Origin of the sequence: Pseudomonas segetis, assembly GCF_900188155.1 — a bacterium.
GTDB lineage: Bacteria > Pseudomonadota > Gammaproteobacteria > Pseudomonadales > Pseudomonadaceae > Aquipseudomonas > Aquipseudomonas segetis.
In genome coordinates this window covers 279,564-295,973 of the sequence record NZ_FZOG01000002.1, presented here as the reverse complement: position 1 = coordinate 295,973, position 16,410 = coordinate 279,564, and the positions used below count along the sequence as shown (strand labels likewise).

Sequence of the window (16,410 nt, the reverse complement as noted above, 5' to 3'; positions counted from 1 at the left end):
ACAAGTATAGCGGGGAAGGGGCCTGTGGCGTAAGTCCAAGCTGAGGCTTGCAGATACGCGGCTTTATCAACGGTGGATGGTCAAGGACGGCGCGGCGGCAATAGACGGCTCAAGCGCGCTTCAAGACGCGATTTCAACTCGGCTTCTATCTGTGGCACGAAGTCGTCGATCACATCCTGCAGGATCAGCTGTGCGGCATTGCGTAGTTCGGTGTCGAGGCGATTGATCTCGCTGTCACGGCCAATCGACTGGCGTACGGTCGCACGCAGTGCGTGCTCGGCTGCTTGGTCTTGCTCAGCCAAGTTTGTCGGCTGGGCAGGCGCCGCATTGGCTTGCGGTGCGTGTTCGACGATATCCGAGAGCAGTGGAATGGAGTCCGGGTCCAGTGAGTCCAGGTCGAGGGGGGGCGAAGCCTCGCTGTTTTCATCGCCCAGCAGCTCGCGGATCGATTCCAGGTCGTCGAGCAGATGTCCTGATTTGTGTGGCGGTTTAGGCGTGTCCATTAATCTAGCTACAGTTCAACTCGTTTTGGATCATAGCCACGCTGGCGGTAGCTACGGAAATTTTCCCGGCAAACGGTTAGTAAGTCAGGCTGTTGGTTGACGATTTCGATGATCCGGCTGAAGCGCTCAACATGCGGGGAAATCGTGGTGTTGAGGTTGATCAGAACGCCTTGTTGGGCGCTTGGTTCCTCATCGACGCCGATTACCACGGGGGCAAGCGGATCGTCACTGTGTTGGTTGTGGGGGATGAAACAGTCTTTCTTGAACAGCCACATCTGTTCATCCAGTTCGGCGCATTGGTCAGTATCTGCCGCGCGCACAAATACCGGCAAACCATGACGCCATGCCTTCATCGCCAACTGGCACGCAGCGCGCAAGCGGTCTGCGGGGCGGTCGGTTGCGAGTACGTAGAATTCGATTCGGCTCATGGGGGCATCAGTAGAGTGTTCGGTGGATTAAAGCCTGGGCCGCATGACGCGCCCCAGGCCTTGTGCGCCTAGTCTACGCCTTAGCGCGGTCCAAGAGGTACTGGGTCAGCAAGGGAACAGGACGGCCGGAGGCGCCTTTGTCCTTACCGCCACTCACCCAGGCAGTGCCAGCCACGTCCAGGTGAGCCCAGTTGTATTTCTTGGTGAAGCGCGACAGGAAGCAGGCCGCAGTGATGGTGCCCGCCTTGGGGCCGCCAATGTTGGCAATATCGGCAAATGGGCTATCCAGTTGTTCCTGATATTCATCAAACAGCGGCATTTGCCAGGCGCGGTCATCGGCTTGCTGGCCGGCGCTCAGAATCTGCTGGACCAGTTCGTCGCTGTTGCCGAGCAGGCCCGAGGTGTGTGCGCCCAGGGCAACAATGCAGGCGCCGGTCAGGGTGGCGATATCGATAACCGCTTGCGGCTTGAAGCGTTCCGCGTAGGTCAGGGTGTCGCACAGGACCAGGCGGCCTTCTGCGTCGGTATTGAGGATCTCGACCGTTTGCCCGCTCATGGTGGTGACAATGTCGCCTGGGCGCGCGGCGCCACCGCTGGGCATGTTCTCAGCGCAGGCGAGCAGGCAGACCAGGTTGATCGGCAGTTGCAATTCAAGCACTGCCTTGAGGGTGCCGAACACGCTGGCGGCACCGCCCATGTCGTATTTCATTTCATCCATGCCGGCTGCTGGCTTGATGCTGATACCGCCGGTGTCGAAGGTGATGCCTTTGCCGACCAGTACGAACGGCTTGTCGGTTTTTTTCCCGCCCTGGTAGTTCATTACGATCATGCGTGGCGGCTGGTCGCTGCCTTGACCCACAGCCAGGAATGCACCTGCACCCAGGGTCTTGAGCTTTTTCTCGTCCAGGATTTCGACCTTCAAGCCTTTATAGGCCTTGCCCAGCTCCTTGGCCTGCTCAGCCAGATAAGTCGGGTGGCAGATGTTTGGCGGCATATTGCCAAGGTCTTTGGTGAACGCCATGCCTGTGGTGATGGCTTTCGCATGCAGGCATGCGCGCTCGGTGTCGGCCTGGTCAGCCTTTTCAGTGATCAGGGTGATTTTCTTCAGGGCGCTGGCCGGGGCTTTCTGGCTCTTGAACTGGTCGAAGCTGTACTCGCCATCAGCCAGGGTTTCGGCTACCAAGCGTGCCTTGGCGTAAGTATTGCGTCCCTTGACGTTGAGCTCGCCGAGGGCAAAGGCTGCATCGCTACCACCAAGATTTTTCAAAACGGCCTGGGCAGAACCGATCAATTTGCGCAATTGACGGTCTGAGAGTTCGGCTTCTTTGCCGCAACCGACCAGCAAGACACGTTCTGCTTTAATATTTGCAAGGTTGCGTGCCAGCAGCGTCTGACCGACTTTACCGGTAATATCACCGCTCTTGAGCAACGCGCTGATCGCGCCAGAACTAGCGGTATCAATGGACTTGGCGATTTCGCCGAGCTTGCGGCCTTCGCCGACAGCGATAACCAATGTGGCAGTTTTGAGTGTTTCCGCACGAGCGCTTTTGACAATAAATTCCATGGAATGGTGTCCTCAAGACAACGGGTCGGTATTACTGGATAATGGTGGCAATTAATTTAGTGATTCGCCTGTTGGGCGAATTGGCAAACAGTGTGGCTAGTTTGAGCGTAGCTGCCTGAGCCTGACAACCCTGGAGTGTCTGGTTTGATCGTCTTCCGTTATTTATCCCGTGAAGTGTTGACTACATTGAGCGCTGTAAGTGCTGTGCTCCTGGTTATCATCATGAGCGGTCGCTTCATCAAATACCTGGCCCAAGCGGCCCAGGGTGCGCTTGATCCAAGTGTTTTGTTTTTAATCATGGGCTTTCGCTTGCCCGGATTTCTCCAGCTGATCCTTCCGCTGGGTTTGTTTTTGGGTTTCCTGCTGGCTTATGGCCGCCTGTACCTCGACAGTGAAATGACGGTGCTCTCGGCGACCGGCATGAGCCAGCAACGGCTGATGATGTATTCCTTGGCCCCGGCAACGCTGGTCGCGCTGCTGGTTGCATGGTTGAGCCTGGGTTTGGCGCCACAGGGCGTATCCCAGGTGGCGCGCATCCTCAACCAGCAGGATGCCTTGACCGAGTTCGATACCCTGGTGCCCGGGCGCTTCCAGTCCATGGGGGAGGGCTCTCGGGTCACCTACACCGAGACCTTGTCGAATGACCGCAGTGAGCTGGGCGGTATCTTTATTACAGAAAAACGCCTGTCCTCCGATGGCCAGAAAGACCGCGGCATTACTGTGCTGGTCGCCGAAACGGGTCGCCAGGAAATCCAGGAAGACGGTAGTCGCTACCTGATTCTGGAAAATGGCTACCGCTACGATGGCAACCCTGGGCAGGCCGATTATCGGGCGATCAAATACGATGAGTACGGTGTACTGCTGCCCAAGCCTGAGGTCAGTGTTGATGTGAGCGAGCGTGAGGCAGTGCCGACCCGCGAGTTGATCGGCAGTGATGACCAGCGCTACAAGTCAGAGCTGCAATGGCGTATTTCGCTGCCTATTCTGGTGTTCGTGGTGACCTTGATGGCTGTGCCGCTGTCGCGGGTGAATCCGCGCCAGGGCCGGTTTCTCAAGTTGCTTCCGGCCATTTTGCTGTACATGGGGTATCTGTCGATCCTGATTGCCGCGCGTGGCGCGATGGACAAGGGCCGGATTCCTTACGGTCTTGGTTTGTGGTGGGTGCACGGGGTGTTTATCGCGATCGGCCTGTTGTTGCTGTATTGGGAACCGATACGCCTGAAGTGGGCCTCTCGTCGTAGTTCGCAGGAGATTGCCCGTGGTTAAGTTGGATCGCTACATCGGCAAGCAGGTATTTCTCGCCATCCTCAGTGTGTTGGGGATTATTGTCGCGCTGGCCTTGCTGTTCGCATTCATCGATGAACTGGGTGATGTCGATGAAAAATACGGCCTGGCCGATGCGGCCTGGTATGTGTTTTTAACGGCGCCACGGCGCACCTACGAAATGTTGCCGATGGCGGCCCTGATTGGCTGCCTTATTGGCCTTGGCAGCCTGGCCAGCAACAGTGAGTTGACCATCATGCGCGCGGCGGGTGTTTCTATCCGGCGTATTGTCTGGGCGGTGATGAAGCCGATGTTGGTGCTGATGTTCGCTGGTATCCTGATCGGTGAGTATCTGGCGCCCTGGAGCGAGAACATGGCCCAGGCCGACCGCTCCATGGCGCAGGGGGCGGGTGATGCGCAAAGCTCCAAGCGAGGCCTGTGGCACCGTCAAGGTGAAGAATATGTGCATATCAACGCCGTGCAACCCAATGGCCTGCTGTACGGCATCACGCGTTATCAGTTTGATAAAGAGCGTCACCTTGTATCTTCGAGCTTTTCCCGCAAGGCGCAGTTCCAGGGCGACCATTGGTCGCTTGAAGGGGTTACTACCACCCACTTCAAGGAGCGCAGTACCGAGGTGACCAAGGCACCGACCGAGCGCTGGGATGTCGAGCTTAACCCGCAGTTGCTCAGCACCGTCGTGCTTGAGCCTGGCGCCCTGTCGATCACCGGACTTTGGCAATATGCCGGATACCTGGCTGATCAGGGGTTGAACAACAGCCAATATTGGCTGGCGTTCTGGACCAAGGTTTTACAACCTATAGTTACTGCGGCCCTGGTTCTGATGGCGATTTCATTTATCTTCGGCCCTTTGCGCTCGGTCACCCTGGGGCAGCGGGTGTTTACCGGTGTGCTGGTCGGCTTTGTGTTCCAGATCGCACAAGACCTGCTCGGACCTTCAAGCCTCGTGTTCGGCTTCTCGCCGCTTTTGGCGGTACTGGTGCCAGCGGGTATTTGCGCCATCGCTGGGGTATGGTTGTTGCGCCGAGCCGGTTAGCAGGTGCAAAAAAGCCGGCGCTTGTTGAACTGGGCGCCGGCTTTTTTCTGTCTGGTTACTTCTTGTGGATGTTTTTCGGCAACTGAACGGTTTGGCTTTCAGAGTAGATCTCGTGCCAGGTCCGGTGCTGTTTATCGATCAGTACCCAGAAGAAGCCAAGGCCAAGGCACAGCCAGGATGCGATCGAGACCATAAAGCGCAGCAGGGCTTGCCATAGGCTAATGGCCGTGCCGTCGGCGTTCTGTGCACGGACGCCCCAAACCTGCATGCCCAGGGTCTGACCATTGTAGGTCCAGAACTTGCTGAAGAAGCCAAACAGGCAGATAAACAGCAGGGTCGAGAGTATTGGATCGCCGTCCAATGCACCCGAATCAGACATCTGCTTGAGTTGTTCGGCTCCATAGAAGCCCATCAGGATCAGCTTGTAGATGAATGTCACGACGATAAGCAGCGCAACACAGAGTAAAAAGTCGTAGAACATTGCGGCAAAGCGGCGAGGCAGCCCTGCTGATGGAAAATCGCCCTGAGGGCTGAGTTGACGTTTTCGCATGGTAATCCGCAAGTATGTAGCGCCTTAGGAAGCCTCAGAAAAACTACTGCGGCAAGTATTGCGGCGTTAAAAACCGCTCAAAGTGCTCATTTAGAACAACTAAAGCGAAGCGCGACCCTGGTCGCTTTTTCGCACTTTTTGACTCGCTGGCACTCGCCCTTCGGGCCAGCCTTTGGCTGCTACTCCCGTTGCGCCTAGCTTTTCAGAGGTTCCTGCCATAAAAAAACCCCTGATGTTGCCATCAGGGGTTCTTCAAAGCGGCAAGATTATTCCTGGACTTGAACCTGGTCAGCTTGCATGCCTTTTTGACCTTGTACAGCTACGAAGCTGACTTTCTGGCCTTCTTTCAGGCTCTTGAAGCCGTTACCTTCGATAGCGCGGAAATGTACGAACAGATCCGGACCGCTTTCTGGAGTGATAAAACCAAAACCTTTCTCGTCGTTAAACCACTTGACGGTACCGTTCTGACGATTCGACATTTTTTATTCCTTGAAACTTAAAGTTGATGACAGCCTCCTCATAATAGAAGGACTGAGACTGGTTGCAAGGAGAAATAGCTTTCGGGAGGGATGTAGCGGATCGTAAAGGATCTACTGCATCAGGCCACGATTAACTGCGACCCATGCAAACACAGTCAAATAACTCTACGCTAACTACATGACAAATGCCAACCCCTTGCGCACCTTAGGTTTGTGCGGGGTTTGGCCTGCTCCAAGTACGGGTTCACATGCCATTGCAGGCGACCCTCATGGGACTGATTGTCGCAGCCTTCATGGGCGTCAAGCGCGGCTGGGCCAGGTCGCAATTGCGTCCAGCAGCCAGCGCGCAGATTCGCGGGCCTGGGCCTTGTGTTGCAGCTCCAGTTCACTGAAGTTTTTTTCATGCTGGCGACGGCTGGTTTTATCCAGCGCTTTCCAATCGGCATGGGTCGGTACGTGCGCGGTGGCTTCATACAACTGATGAAAGACCTGGCAGTGGGAGTCCTGACTAAGACCAATGTCGAAGTTATCGAGCAGCACCTTGATCCGAATGGCGCCCTCGATAAGTGGCAACTGTCCTTCAAGCAGGCTGCTGGCGAGGATCTTCAAATCTTCGCCAAGCCGTTGCTGCTGCTCTCGGGTTGCATTGCGTTGCTGGCGTTGTATCGACCAGACCTTGCGCCATAGCGACAGGGCATAGAAGCCAAGCGCCATGACTACAACTGCTGCGACGCAGATCAGAACCAATGAGAGCATATTCATTGACTGATCAGGCGCCGTGGCATTTTTTGAATTTCTTCTGGCTGCCGCACGGGCAAGGATCATTGCGCCCGATATCTTTGAGCTGGTTACGCACTGGCTCCTGGTGGTTGCAATGAGGGCCGTGCACGTGGCCATGGTGATGGTCGTGATCGTGGTCGTGATTGCAGTCAGGGCCATGGACGTGAGGTTGTTGGGTCATGCGAAACTACTCCGGGATGAAATCTCCGGGGATTATCTCGCCATTTCGCATCATGTGCACGCTGCGACCGAACAACATTCCGGTTTTAACTTCACCTTCGAGCCGATAGCGGATGGGTTCGTCGGGATGTTCGAGCATTTTTACGATCTGGCGGACATGTCGCCACAGGTTGGTGCGCACCGGAATTTCAAAAGAATGCTGGCCATTTGCTGGAACGGTAAACCAGACATCAGACTCGCCTTCAGCGAGTTTCATGTCATTGAGGAATACTACGTAATCAATGCCGCGAACGGGCAAGCTGACGTCATTCGGGTTCTTGATATGGAAGCGCAGCCGGAATTGCTGCTCAAGCAATTTTGCCTTGATGACTTCAACCTTGACCAGACGAACATCGGGGTCTTTAAAGTTGCCAGTCAGCCATGTCGAACAACCGTTCAGACTGCTGATGAGGCCAAAAATTAAAACTAGGCTGAACGTTCTTATAATGGATGCCTGATAAGCCATTTTGTACTCCGTAAGACGCCCAGTGTAACAAGCAACCGCTTGGGTGCAAGCTGCCTAAGCTTAAAAACCTGCGCCATTGTGAGTCAAAATCGGGTCAGAAATGTTACTGCTTAACTTCCGGCATCATTAACTGGTGCGCCACAGGTTTTTAGTATTGTGCCCCTACGGCCTATTCCGTTATTGGCTTTTCATCGGCGCTGTCAGCTTTGAACAATGTTTCGAGTTCTGCCCGCGCTTCACGCGCTGTCTGCATCACGGCCTCCTTGTTGCCGCGCACTCGGTACTGGGCTTCAAGTACTTGTTCGTCGTGGTGTTGGAAGCGGGTGATGAGCTTGTCTGCCAGTGTGTCCTCAATGCCCAGGCCAAGCAGCGTCAGGCGGCTCATTTCAAGGCTGGAGTAGAAGGTTTCACGAACCGGTGTGGCCCCAGCGTCGATCAGCCGGTATACATGGCTTCGGCTACGCGCCCTGGCAATTACCTTTATCTTGGGGTAAAGCCGGTGTACCAGTTCGACTGCCTTGAAGTTTGTGTCAGGGTCATCCATCGCGGCGATGAAGTACTCGGCATGCTCGGTTTGTGCCGCGCGCAAAATCTCGGGGCGCAATGGATCGCCGTAGAAAATCGGCATGTCCCCGCTCAGGCTGCGCGACAGCTCGATGGTTTCGACCGAGGTATCCAGGGCGATAAATGAAATGTGCTGGGCTCGCAGGATTCGCGCAACGATCTGGCCCATGCGGCCGCAACCGGCGATCACTACGCGCGGCTGATCGATGCCGATGCCCATGTCGCTGTATTCTTCAGGGACTTCTTTTACAACTGGTTTTTCCCTCAGCAGGCGCGCCACCAGAAGGATCATCAGCGGTGTCAGGGCCATCGACAAGGTGATGGTTAAAATCAGCAAGTCGTACAGCTCTGGCTCAAATAGCCCTTGTTGACGGGCCATTCTGAATACCACAAAGGCGAATTCGCCGCCGGCTGCCAAAACAATGGCCAGGCGCACGGCGCTTTGTTTGTTGAGTCCGCCAATCAGCTTGCCGACCAGCAGCAAGACCGGCATTTTCAGCGCAATCAACAGCAGGGTCAGGCCAATAACGGTAACGGGCTGGGTGAGCAGCAGGCTGATGTCCGCGGACATGCCCACGCTGATAAAGAACAAACCGAGCAACAAGCCCTTGAATGGCTCGATCTGGGATTCGAGTTCATGGCGGTATTCGGAGTCCGCAAGCAGCAGCCCCGCCAGAAAGGCACCCAATGCCATCGAAATGCCGACGAGTTCCATTAGCCAGGCGGTGCCGAACACAACCAATAGCGCGGTTGCAGTCGATACTTCCTGCAAGCCGGTTTTGGCCACTGTGCGAAAAACCGGCCGTAGCAGGTAGCGGCCTCCGACAACGACCAGGCCAATGCTGGCGACCACCTTGAGCAACTGCATCAGATCGATACCGCTGGCGGCATCGGCCCCGCTGAGTATCGGGACCATGGCGATCAAGGGGATCGCCGCGATATCCTGGAACAGCAAAATAGCAAAGGCCAGGCGCCCATGGGGGCTGGTGAGCTCCTTGCGTTCGGCCAGAATCTGCAGGCCAAATGCTGTTGATGACAGGGCCAGGCCCAGGCCGAGTACCACTGAAGTGTTGAGGGGTTGAGCGAAAAGCTGCCAGGCGACCAGGCCGATGATCATGCCGGTCAGCAGCACCTGCGCCATGCCCGCGCCGAATACGGCCTTGCGCATCACCCAGAGCCGGCGCGGAGAGAGTTCGAGACCAATAATGAACAACAGCAGCACGACGCCAAGTTCGGAAATATGGCTGACCTGTTCCGGGTTGGTAATCAGTCCCAATACGGGCGGGCCAATCAATACCCCCGCTGCCAGGTAACCCAGTACGGCCCCGAGTTGCGAGCGTTTAGCCAGTGGTACCACAAGCACGGCTGCTAGCAGGAAGACTACGATGACCTGCAATGCGCTGCCTTCATGAGGCATTTTCTATTCCTTGAATAAATTAAGATTAACGTCCGCAATAATCAGGGGCGAGCTGGCGCGGGGCAGATAGCAGGACCGCAGATATTCGGCACTGCATGCAGCGACGCCGACGAATTGCGCGACCCAGCGCACAGCTTCAAGCGCCTGTCGGCAAATTTGCAATCAGTCGCGGCACCATTGCTACTTATCCGCAGTTTAAGCAACTAGGATAAAGCTATGTGCCAGCAAAGAGCCGTGGCCAAGTATAAAGGTCTAAGCCATGGCTTGAGTATCCTGGCCTGCCTCAAGTGCAGTGGTTTTTGCAGCCGCGCAAGGCAGGCGACATACAATGGCAAGTCAATAGCAAGTCGCTTGCCATCCAATCGAGCAAGCACGGATTAGGAACGTGACATGAGCCGTTATGAAGTTGTTTTCTCAGGGCAATTGGTTCCGGGGGCAGACCTGGCGCTGGTTCAGGCCAATCTTGGGCGTTTGTTTCAGGCGAATCCGCAACGTATTGCCATGATGTTTTCAGGGCGTCGCCTGGTGATCAAGAATAATCTCGACCAGGCCAATGCCGAGAAATATCGGACCACGCTTGAGCGCGCGGGCGCTGTGGTTGATATCGTCGTCATGCCTGACGAAATCGAGGAGATTGAGTTGGCACCTGCACCGGCTGCAACCGAACCGGCTCCCGCAGCCCCAGCAACCGTGAGTGCCCAGTCATCTAAAAAACTCTTGCCGCGCGATGAATACATGGCTGCATTCAGTGAGGTTCAAGCGCCCGACTTTGGTATTGCTCCGCTAGGTGACGACTTGCAGGACGGCAAACCCGAGCCGCAAGCGCCGAACCTTGACCTGTCGCAGTTCTCCCTGGCGCCTGTTGGCAGTGATATGGGCCAGGCCAAGGATGCCCCGCCCGGGCCGGCGCCAGATGTATCACATCTCAAATTGCAAGATTGAACCGCCCAGGCTGTGGCGTGCTGCAGCCTGGGTCGATAAGTGTACCGCTGAGCCGACTAGAAGAAGACTGCGCAACATTTCTTGAATTTCTGTCCGCTGGAGCAGGGGCAGGGGTCATTGCGTCCAAGCTTGAGCTGGACCGTCGGGTCAATAAAGTACCAGCGGCCATTGTTCTGCACGAATGCCGAGCGCTCGCGGTGGCTGTGCTCACCGCTTGCGTCATGCCAGCGTGCAGTGAAGGTTACAAAGGCATGCTCGGGCTTGCCGCCAAGCACCTCGGCGCTTTCTACTTCCAGTCCGAGCCAGGTGCTTTGCAGGCTCCATGCCCTGATCGCCTCGCGGTCGAGCAAGGCTTGCTGGGCCGGCAGGGTTGTCTCCACCAGATAGTCAACCAGACCCAAGGCATAGGCGCTGTAGCGTGAACGCATCAGCGTCTCGGCGCTGGGGGCCGGAGTGCCGGTGTGATAGCGACCGCAGCATTCAGCCAGCAAGTCAGCGCTGCCGCACGGACAGCTGGAGTCAATTGATGCAGTGTTCATTGCGCCAGTTACCACCAGTATTTGCCGAAGTTTTCCGGATTGGCCCAGAACTTGGCGTTGAGCCAGTCGGGGACTTGCTTGTAGTCAAGTAAATCATAGGTAAACAGGCTGAGGGTCTGTTCACCTCGTGCAAAGCGTTCGCTGGTTTGCAAGGCCAGTGAAAACATGTCGGTTTCTTGCCATTGGCTGGCCGCCAGATCGACCAACACAACCATTCGATTGGTATTGAGGTTACGAATGCCACCGAGTAGTTGCAGGCCAGCATTTTTCGGTAAATGCTCGAGGCAATCTGCAATCAAGGCCAGGTCATAGCGCTGTGCGGCTAAAGTATTAGGCAGTAATCCGGCGTCGGCGTGGTCGATCTGGCAGTCTGGATGGGCCAGTTTGAAGGCGGCTAAAGCCGGCAATTCACTGGCGCCAACCAACAGTAGTCTTTTAGGCGCAAAGCGCTCTAGAAGCGCAGCTACAGCTTGCTGTGGCGTACGCGAAGAAATGCATTCACTCATCAATATTCCTCATGCAGGTGGATAAAGACTAACCCGCATGACTAAGATGGCCTATAACTGTTCGTTCTTCACATCGTTGTAAATCAACTCTGGCGGAATTTAGAAGTGCCGTCTTTAATCCATAAGTATCGGTTTGGAGCCGATTATTAACCGGAGACGTATATATGAGCATCACTAGCAAAGCGGTACCCTTGGTTTTGGCATCCACCTTTCTGACTGGCTGTGCTGGCATTCAGAAAAGTGACTGGCCTACTTGTGCAGTAGTTGGCGGCATCGGCGGTGCTGGTTTGGGCGCAATCGAAAGCTCGGCCTGGGCTGGCGGTGGTGCAGCGATTGGTGCTGGTCTGGCAGCAGCTTATTGCTGGGTTCACGGCGCATCGCCTGAGCCAGTGGTTGAAGAGGTTGTGGTTGTTGAGCCTGAACCTGTTGCCGAGGCTGTTCGTGTCGAGCTGGACGTCAAGTTTGACTTCGACAAGGACAACGTCAAGCAAGACAGCTACGCCGACATCCAAAACCTGGCTGACTTCATGAAGCAGTTCCCGCAAACCACCACAGTGGTTGAAGGTCACACTGACTCCGTGGGTACAGACGCCTACAACCAGTCGCTGTCTGAGCGTCGTGCCAATTCGGTACGTAACGTTCTGGTCGATCAATACGGCGTTGAAAGTGGCCGTGTCAGCTCGGTGGGTTATGGTGAAAGCCGTCCAGTTGCGGACAACGCCACCGCAGAAGGTCGTGCGATCAACCGTCGCGTAGAAGCTGCAGTGGAAGCACAGCCTTAACCTGCTGTCGCGATATTCAAGTTTCCCCCGGCAGGCCTCGCGGTTTGCCGGGGGCAGGCTTGACGAGTTTACCTTGGGTTACCGGTACGTTCCGGTAACACAAGCGCTTTAACAGTTTCACCGCTGCGGACATTCGTCCAAGCGTTCCTCTGCGGATCAAGGCCGGTTTGTTTGCCATTGGCGGTTTGCCAATTGCTGTGCCGTGCCCGGATTTATTTGCGCCGAGCATTTCATCGCAAGGTGAAAGCCGTTAATGTGCGGCAAAACAAAACTGCTGGGGGCGGGGATGAAAGTGATTTTGGCTGTGGGGGCGGCGCTCACGCTGCTGTTTTGGGCTGCTGTGGTTGGTAATTTGCTTGAACCCTATGCGCAACCTTTCTCGCTGTTGCTGAATGTCGCCGGCGCGCTGGTCGCCGCGGCACATATCGTCGAGCTGTGGCATTTCAGGTCTCAGTTGCAACAGTCATCAAGTCCCTGGTTGAGCCGGGCCAAGGTACTGGTTCTTGGGATATTTCACATCCTTGCGCTTAAGCGCGACGACAGCGTCAGCCAGGCCTGCGTGCAAACTACTCCGGACGCAACAGCAGTCGCCGAGCAAACCCAGGATGCGGCGAAGGTTGAGCCAGAAGGCGACAGCCACCTACAGCTACAAATGCAATTTGAGTCAATGGCGGAGACCAAACATGAACATGCGTAATGTGCTTATGGCTGCAGCGATGGGCGTTGCCTTGATCAGCCCCCTGGCGTTGGCGCAAACGCTGATCAAAGTCGAGCCGAACAGCATGATGCGCTTGCCCGCGGTTACCAGCGTATTGATGCTTGAGCGTCTGGAGGTTGCGGATCACGGCACGCTGCTGGTGCCAGCCGGGGTGAGTGAAATCCGCGTGGCCCATATCAATCTTGGTCCGGCCGCGCGAATTGCAATCGCGCCGAGCGAGGGTTCATTCCGTCTTGAAGCTGCCACGGGGGATATTGCCAGTGGTGCGCAAATTACCGCGCGGGGCGCTCCAGGGACCTTCGAGCGTCCCGCCGTTGCCGGGCGTACATTGGCTATTCGCCTGGAAGATGTAACCACCGAGTCGTTGATCATTGATGTGCGTGGCGGCAAGGGTACGCCAGGTTATGCGGGCCTGGCGGGTGCCAATGGCAAGGCCGGCGGTTGCACTTGGGGCCAGGCGAGCCAGGGGTTTGATGGCTACGATGGCGGCGACGGTCAAGCCGGTGCGCCAGGCGGCCACTTGCGTGTCGAGGTGCCGCAAGCATTTCCCACCGAGCGCCTGACTATCCGCGTTGAAGGTGGTGAAGGTGGCCAGGCCGGGAGTGCTGGCGCCGGTGGAACCGGTGGGGCGAGTAAAGATTGTTGGATCTACGCCACCAACAGCGCACGCAATGGACGCCCGGGGCAGGCTGGTCAGACCGGCGCCATGGGCGCACCAGGCTCGGCGGATATCATCACTTTTTGAACCCTCCGGCCTTGCTTGGCCATGATGGCCGCTCAAAGAGAGCCCTGCAGGGCTTGTCTGCGAGCGGCATTGGCAATGCCTGTCGTCTCAAAAGGTTGGGCGAAGCGCTGCCAGGGCCACGACGACCAGGCCGATGATCAGGTTGATACCGACCAGGCGGCGAATCTTGCCCAGAACCGCGCCGCCTGCAGGCCATTGCTGCGCTTCAATCGCACGGCGTAGCTCTGGCAGTTGCAGCGCCTGTATGCGCAAGAACAGTGCGAGCATGACGATATAGAGCCCCATCATCACATGCACATACTTGGGGGCGGTCTCAAAACCCGAGAAGCGCATGTGCAGCATGCCCATGCCGCTAACCGGCAGTATCAGCACCGCCAGCCACACCCAGCGAAAGAACCGTTGAAAGACTTCGGCCCAGAGTTGCAGGCGGGTGGGGGCTTCAAGCGTTTTGACTGCGGCCGGGCGCAGGATCATCCAGGCGAAGAACATGCCACCCACCCAAATCAGGGCAGCCAGCACGTGTAAGGCATAAGACAGGGCGTAAGGTGTCATCTGAGGCTCCCAAGGGTGTAGGTCGAGAATCGGCTGATTGGTATGCAGAGGTTTCTGCGCAAGATTGATTAGCGCGTTATGATAGCGGCCGTTTGCAAACACTGAAAATTTATCCAGCCTTTTGCGCCCTTATTCTCATGCTCAGTAACGAACTCAAGACTCAAATCCAGGGCGCCTACACGCGTTTCCTTGAAGCCAAAAGCCTCAAGCCACGTTATGGCCAGCGCTTGATGATCGCAGAGATCGCCAAAGTCCTCGGTGTCATACAAACCGATGGCGAAGGTAAACGTAGCAGCGATGCTGCGGTGGTCGCGGTGGAAGCGGGCACCGGTACCGGTAAAACCGTGGCGTATTGCCTGGCGGCGATCCCGACTGCCAAGGCCGCAGGTAAACGCTTGGTGATTGCCACTGCGACGGTCGCCCTGCAGGAGCAGATTGTCTACAAGGACCTGCCCGACCTGATGCGTAACAGTGGCTTGAACTTCAGCTTTGCCCTGGCCAAGGGCCGTGGCCGCTACCTGTGCCTGTCCAAGCTCGACCTGCTGCTGCAAGAGGGCCATGCGCAGACCGCCACCGCGCAGCTGTTCGAGGAAGAGGGCTTCAAGATTGATGTCGATGAGCAAAGCCAGAAACTCTTTACTTCAATGATCGAGAAGCTCGCCGGCAACAAGTGGGACGGCGACCGTGACAGTTGGCCGCAAGAGCTCGAAGATGCTGACTGGGCGCGCTTGACGACTGATCACAGCCAGTGCACCAGCCGTCACTGTCCCAACTTCCAGCAGTGTGCTTTCTACAAGGCACGTGAAGGCATGGGCAAGGTCGATGTCATTGTCACCAACCACGATATGGTGTTGGCCGATTTGGCCCTTGGCGGCGGCGCTGTACTGCCTGATCCGCGTGAAACCCTGTATGTGTTCGATGAAGGTCACCACTTGCCAGATAAAGCAATTGGCCACTTCGCACACTTCACCCGCTTGCGCTCAACTGCTGACTGGCTGGAACAGGTCGCCAAGAACCTGACCAAGTTGCTCGCCCAGAACCCTCTGCCAGGCGATCTCGGACGTTTGATCGAACAGGTGCCCGAGCTTGCCCGTGAGATCAAGACCCAGCAGCAGTTCATGTTCAATGCCTGCGAGCAGGTGGCTGACTTCAAGCCAGGCGAAGACATGGAAGGCCGTGAGCGTCCGCGGCACCGTTTTGTCGGTGGAGTGGTACCCGAGCACCTGACCGAGCTTGGTCTTGAGTTGAAAAAAGGGTTTTCGAAACTGACCGATTTGTTTACCGGCGTCACCGAACACCTTAAAGAAGCCATGGACGGTGAAGCGACCATTGGTATCGCCAGCCACCAGGCCGAGGAATGGTACCCACTGTTTGGCAGCCTGCTTGCCCGTGCGCAAGGTAACTGGGAGCTCTGGTTGGCCTTTACCACCGAGGACCCGGAAGACAATCCGCCAATGGCGCGCTGGCTGACCCTGGCTGAAAGCGGCGCCATGTTTGACATTGAAGTCAACGCCAGTCCAATCCTGGCGGCGGAGATGCTGCGACGGAACCTGTGGAATGTGGCCTATGGCGCGCTGGTGACATCTGCGACCCTGACCGCGCTGGGTACTTTCGATCGTTATCGCATGCGCGCCGGGCTGCCCAAGGTTGCGGTCACTGCGGTGGTGCCCAGCCCGTTCCATCATGCCGACGCCGGTGTGCTCAAGGTCCCGGACCTAAAAGCCGATCCCCGTGATGCAACAGTGCATACGGCGGCCATAATCCGGGAACTGCCGGGGTTGGTTGAAGGCTCAAAAGGAACGCTGGTACTGTTCTCATCGCGCAAGCAGATGCAGGCTGTGTTCGATGGGCTTGAACGCGACTGGCGTAAACGGGTATTTATCCAGGGCAATCTGTCCAAGCAGGAAACCCTGAATAAGCACAAGGCCCGTGTCGATAGTGGGGAAGAAAGTGTCTTGTTTGGCCTGGCCAGCTTCGCAGAGGGTGTCGATTTGCCCGGCGCCTATTGCGAGCATGTGGTGATCGCCAAAATACCCTTTGCTGTACCGGACGATCCTGTGGAAGCTGCATTGGCCGAATGGATCGAGGCGCGAGGCGGCAACCCCTTTATGGAAATTGCCGTGCCCGATGCCTCGCTCAGGCTGGTCCAGGCCTGTGGTCGTTTGCTTCGTACTGAAGCGGATCGGGGCATTATCACCTTGCTCGATCGTCGGGTAGTCACGCAGCGCTACGGCAAAGCCATTCTCAATGCGCTGCCGCCGTTTCGCCGCGAAATTAGTTAAGTTGAAAAAAACAGGGTGAATATTTGCCTGCCAGGTTGTCCATTGGTGGGTTGT

Annotated in this window: 18 protein-coding genes and 1 pseudogene; 7 read left to right on the top strand and 12 right to left on the bottom strand. The window is 56.5% G+C overall.

All coding sequences use genetic code 11. The features are described 5' to 3' along the window. Nucleotides 1–80: 80 nt before the first annotated feature. The 3 genes from CHB79_RS07240 to CHB79_RS07230 all read right to left on the bottom strand — a co-directional run bounded on the left by CHB79_RS07240 (nucleotide 81) and on the right by CHB79_RS07230 (nucleotide 2,495). Nucleotides 81–503, bottom strand: coding sequence for a DNA polymerase III subunit chi (locus CHB79_RS07240; protein WP_089359407.1), 423 nt, complete (start codon nucleotides 501–503; stop codon nucleotides 81–83). An 8-nt stretch (nucleotides 504–511) separates the two neighbouring features. After that, the gene (locus CHB79_RS07235) at nucleotides 512–931 is read right to left on the bottom strand and encodes a DNA polymerase III subunit chi (protein ID WP_010486666.1); all 420 of its coding nucleotides are present in this window, start codon (nucleotides 929–931) and stop codon (nucleotides 512–514) included. A gap of 73 nt (nucleotides 932–1,004) precedes the next feature. Next, entirely contained in the window at nucleotides 1,005–2,495 is a 1,491-nt protein-coding gene (locus CHB79_RS07230) for a leucyl aminopeptidase (RefSeq protein ID WP_089359406.1), read from the bottom strand. Nucleotides 2,496–2,639: 144 nt separating this feature from the next. Between CHB79_RS07230 and lptF the strand changes: the two genes are divergently transcribed. Next, a complete protein-coding gene (gene lptF, locus CHB79_RS07225) occupies nucleotides 2,640–3,761 on the top strand; it encodes an LPS export ABC transporter permease LptF (protein WP_010486669.1) in 1,122 nt (373 codons plus the stop codon). Next, a complete protein-coding gene (lptG, locus tag CHB79_RS07220) occupies nucleotides 3,754–4,815 on the top strand; it encodes an LPS export ABC transporter permease LptG (protein ID WP_010486670.1) in 1,062 nt (353 codons plus the stop codon). Before lptF ends, lptG begins: the two co-directional genes overlap by 8 nt. Before the next feature lie 55 nt (nucleotides 4,816–4,870). Here lptG and CHB79_RS07215 read toward each other — a convergent pair whose 3' ends face one another. From CHB79_RS07215 to CHB79_RS07190, 6 genes are all read right to left on the bottom strand, one after another. Then, nucleotides 4,871–5,365 (bottom strand): RDD family protein, encoded by a 495-nt coding sequence (locus CHB79_RS07215; protein WP_089359405.1) that lies wholly within the window; start codon nucleotides 5,363–5,365, stop codon nucleotides 4,871–4,873. Between the two features lie 266 nt (nucleotides 5,366–5,631). Further along, nucleotides 5,632–5,844, bottom strand: a complete 213-nt coding sequence (locus CHB79_RS07210) for a cold-shock protein (protein WP_010486675.1) — start codon at nucleotides 5,842–5,844, stop codon at nucleotides 5,632–5,634. Nucleotides 5,845–6,144: 300 nt separating this feature from the next. Then, entirely contained in the window at nucleotides 6,145–6,606 is a 462-nt protein-coding gene (locus tag CHB79_RS07205) for a DUF2489 domain-containing protein (RefSeq protein ID WP_029529485.1), read from the bottom strand. A gap of 7 nt (nucleotides 6,607–6,613) precedes the next feature. Further along, nucleotides 6,614–6,805 (bottom strand): SEC-C metal-binding domain-containing protein, encoded by a 192-nt coding sequence (locus CHB79_RS07200; RefSeq protein ID WP_010486680.1) that lies wholly within the window; start codon nucleotides 6,803–6,805, stop codon nucleotides 6,614–6,616. Between the two features lie 6 nt (nucleotides 6,806–6,811). Continuing rightward, a complete protein-coding gene (locus CHB79_RS07195; protein WP_176443154.1) occupies nucleotides 6,812–7,309 on the bottom strand; it encodes an LEA/WHy family protein in 498 nt (165 codons plus the stop codon). 169 nt (nucleotides 7,310–7,478) lie between these two features. Beyond that, nucleotides 7,479–9,290, bottom strand: a complete 1,812-nt coding sequence (locus CHB79_RS07190; protein WP_089359404.1) for a monovalent cation:proton antiporter-2 (CPA2) family protein — start codon at nucleotides 9,288–9,290, stop codon at nucleotides 7,479–7,481. A gap of 390 nt (nucleotides 9,291–9,680) precedes the next feature. Here CHB79_RS07190 and CHB79_RS07185 point away from each other — a divergent pair, with 390 nt between their 5' ends. Next, nucleotides 9,681–10,232 carry a hypothetical protein gene (locus CHB79_RS07185; RefSeq protein WP_089359403.1) on the top strand — a complete coding sequence of 184 codons (552 nt, stop codon included), beginning with the start codon at nucleotides 9,681–9,683 and terminating at the stop codon, nucleotides 10,230–10,232. A gap of 56 nt (nucleotides 10,233–10,288) precedes the next feature. On the opposite strand, the gene CHB79_RS07180 is transcribed toward CHB79_RS07185, so the two are convergent. After that, complete coding sequence (locus tag CHB79_RS07180; RefSeq protein WP_089359402.1) at nucleotides 10,289–10,771, bottom strand: YchJ family protein; 483 nt, start codon at nucleotides 10,769–10,771, stop codon at nucleotides 10,289–10,291. A gap of 8 nt (nucleotides 10,772–10,779) precedes the next feature. After that, complete coding sequence (locus CHB79_RS07175) at nucleotides 10,780–11,277, bottom strand: DUF6231 family protein (protein ID WP_010486689.1); 498 nt, start codon at nucleotides 11,275–11,277, stop codon at nucleotides 10,780–10,782. A 425-nt stretch (nucleotides 11,278–11,702) separates the two neighbouring features. On the opposite strand from CHB79_RS07175, the pseudogene CHB79_RS22175 reads away from it, so the two are divergent. The 3 genes and pseudogenes from CHB79_RS22175 to CHB79_RS07160 form a co-directional block, all read left to right on the top strand. Continuing rightward, nucleotides 11,703–12,059 (top strand): annotated as a pseudogene (locus tag CHB79_RS22175) (OmpA family protein); the annotation flags it as partial. A 286-nt stretch (nucleotides 12,060–12,345) separates the two neighbouring features. Beyond that, complete coding sequence (locus tag CHB79_RS07165) at nucleotides 12,346–12,756, top strand: DUF1145 domain-containing protein (protein ID WP_083840266.1); 411 nt, start codon at nucleotides 12,346–12,348, stop codon at nucleotides 12,754–12,756. Further along, nucleotides 12,749–13,522, top strand: coding sequence for a collagen-like protein (locus CHB79_RS07160; RefSeq protein WP_176443171.1), 774 nt, complete (start codon nucleotides 12,749–12,751; stop codon nucleotides 13,520–13,522). Before CHB79_RS07165 ends, CHB79_RS07160 begins: the two co-directional genes overlap by 8 nt. 87 nt (nucleotides 13,523–13,609) lie before the next feature. On the opposite strand, the gene CHB79_RS07155 is transcribed toward CHB79_RS07160, so the two are convergent. Beyond that, nucleotides 13,610–14,074, bottom strand: coding sequence for a CopD family protein (locus CHB79_RS07155; protein WP_089359934.1), 465 nt, complete (start codon nucleotides 14,072–14,074; stop codon nucleotides 13,610–13,612). A 137-nt stretch (nucleotides 14,075–14,211) separates the two neighbouring features. Here CHB79_RS07155 and dinG point away from each other — a divergent pair, with 137 nt between their 5' ends. Then, nucleotides 14,212–16,356 (top strand): ATP-dependent DNA helicase DinG, encoded by a 2,145-nt coding sequence (gene dinG / locus CHB79_RS07150; protein WP_089359400.1) that lies wholly within the window; start codon nucleotides 14,212–14,214, stop codon nucleotides 16,354–16,356. Nucleotides 16,357–16,410: the final 54 nt, after the last annotated feature.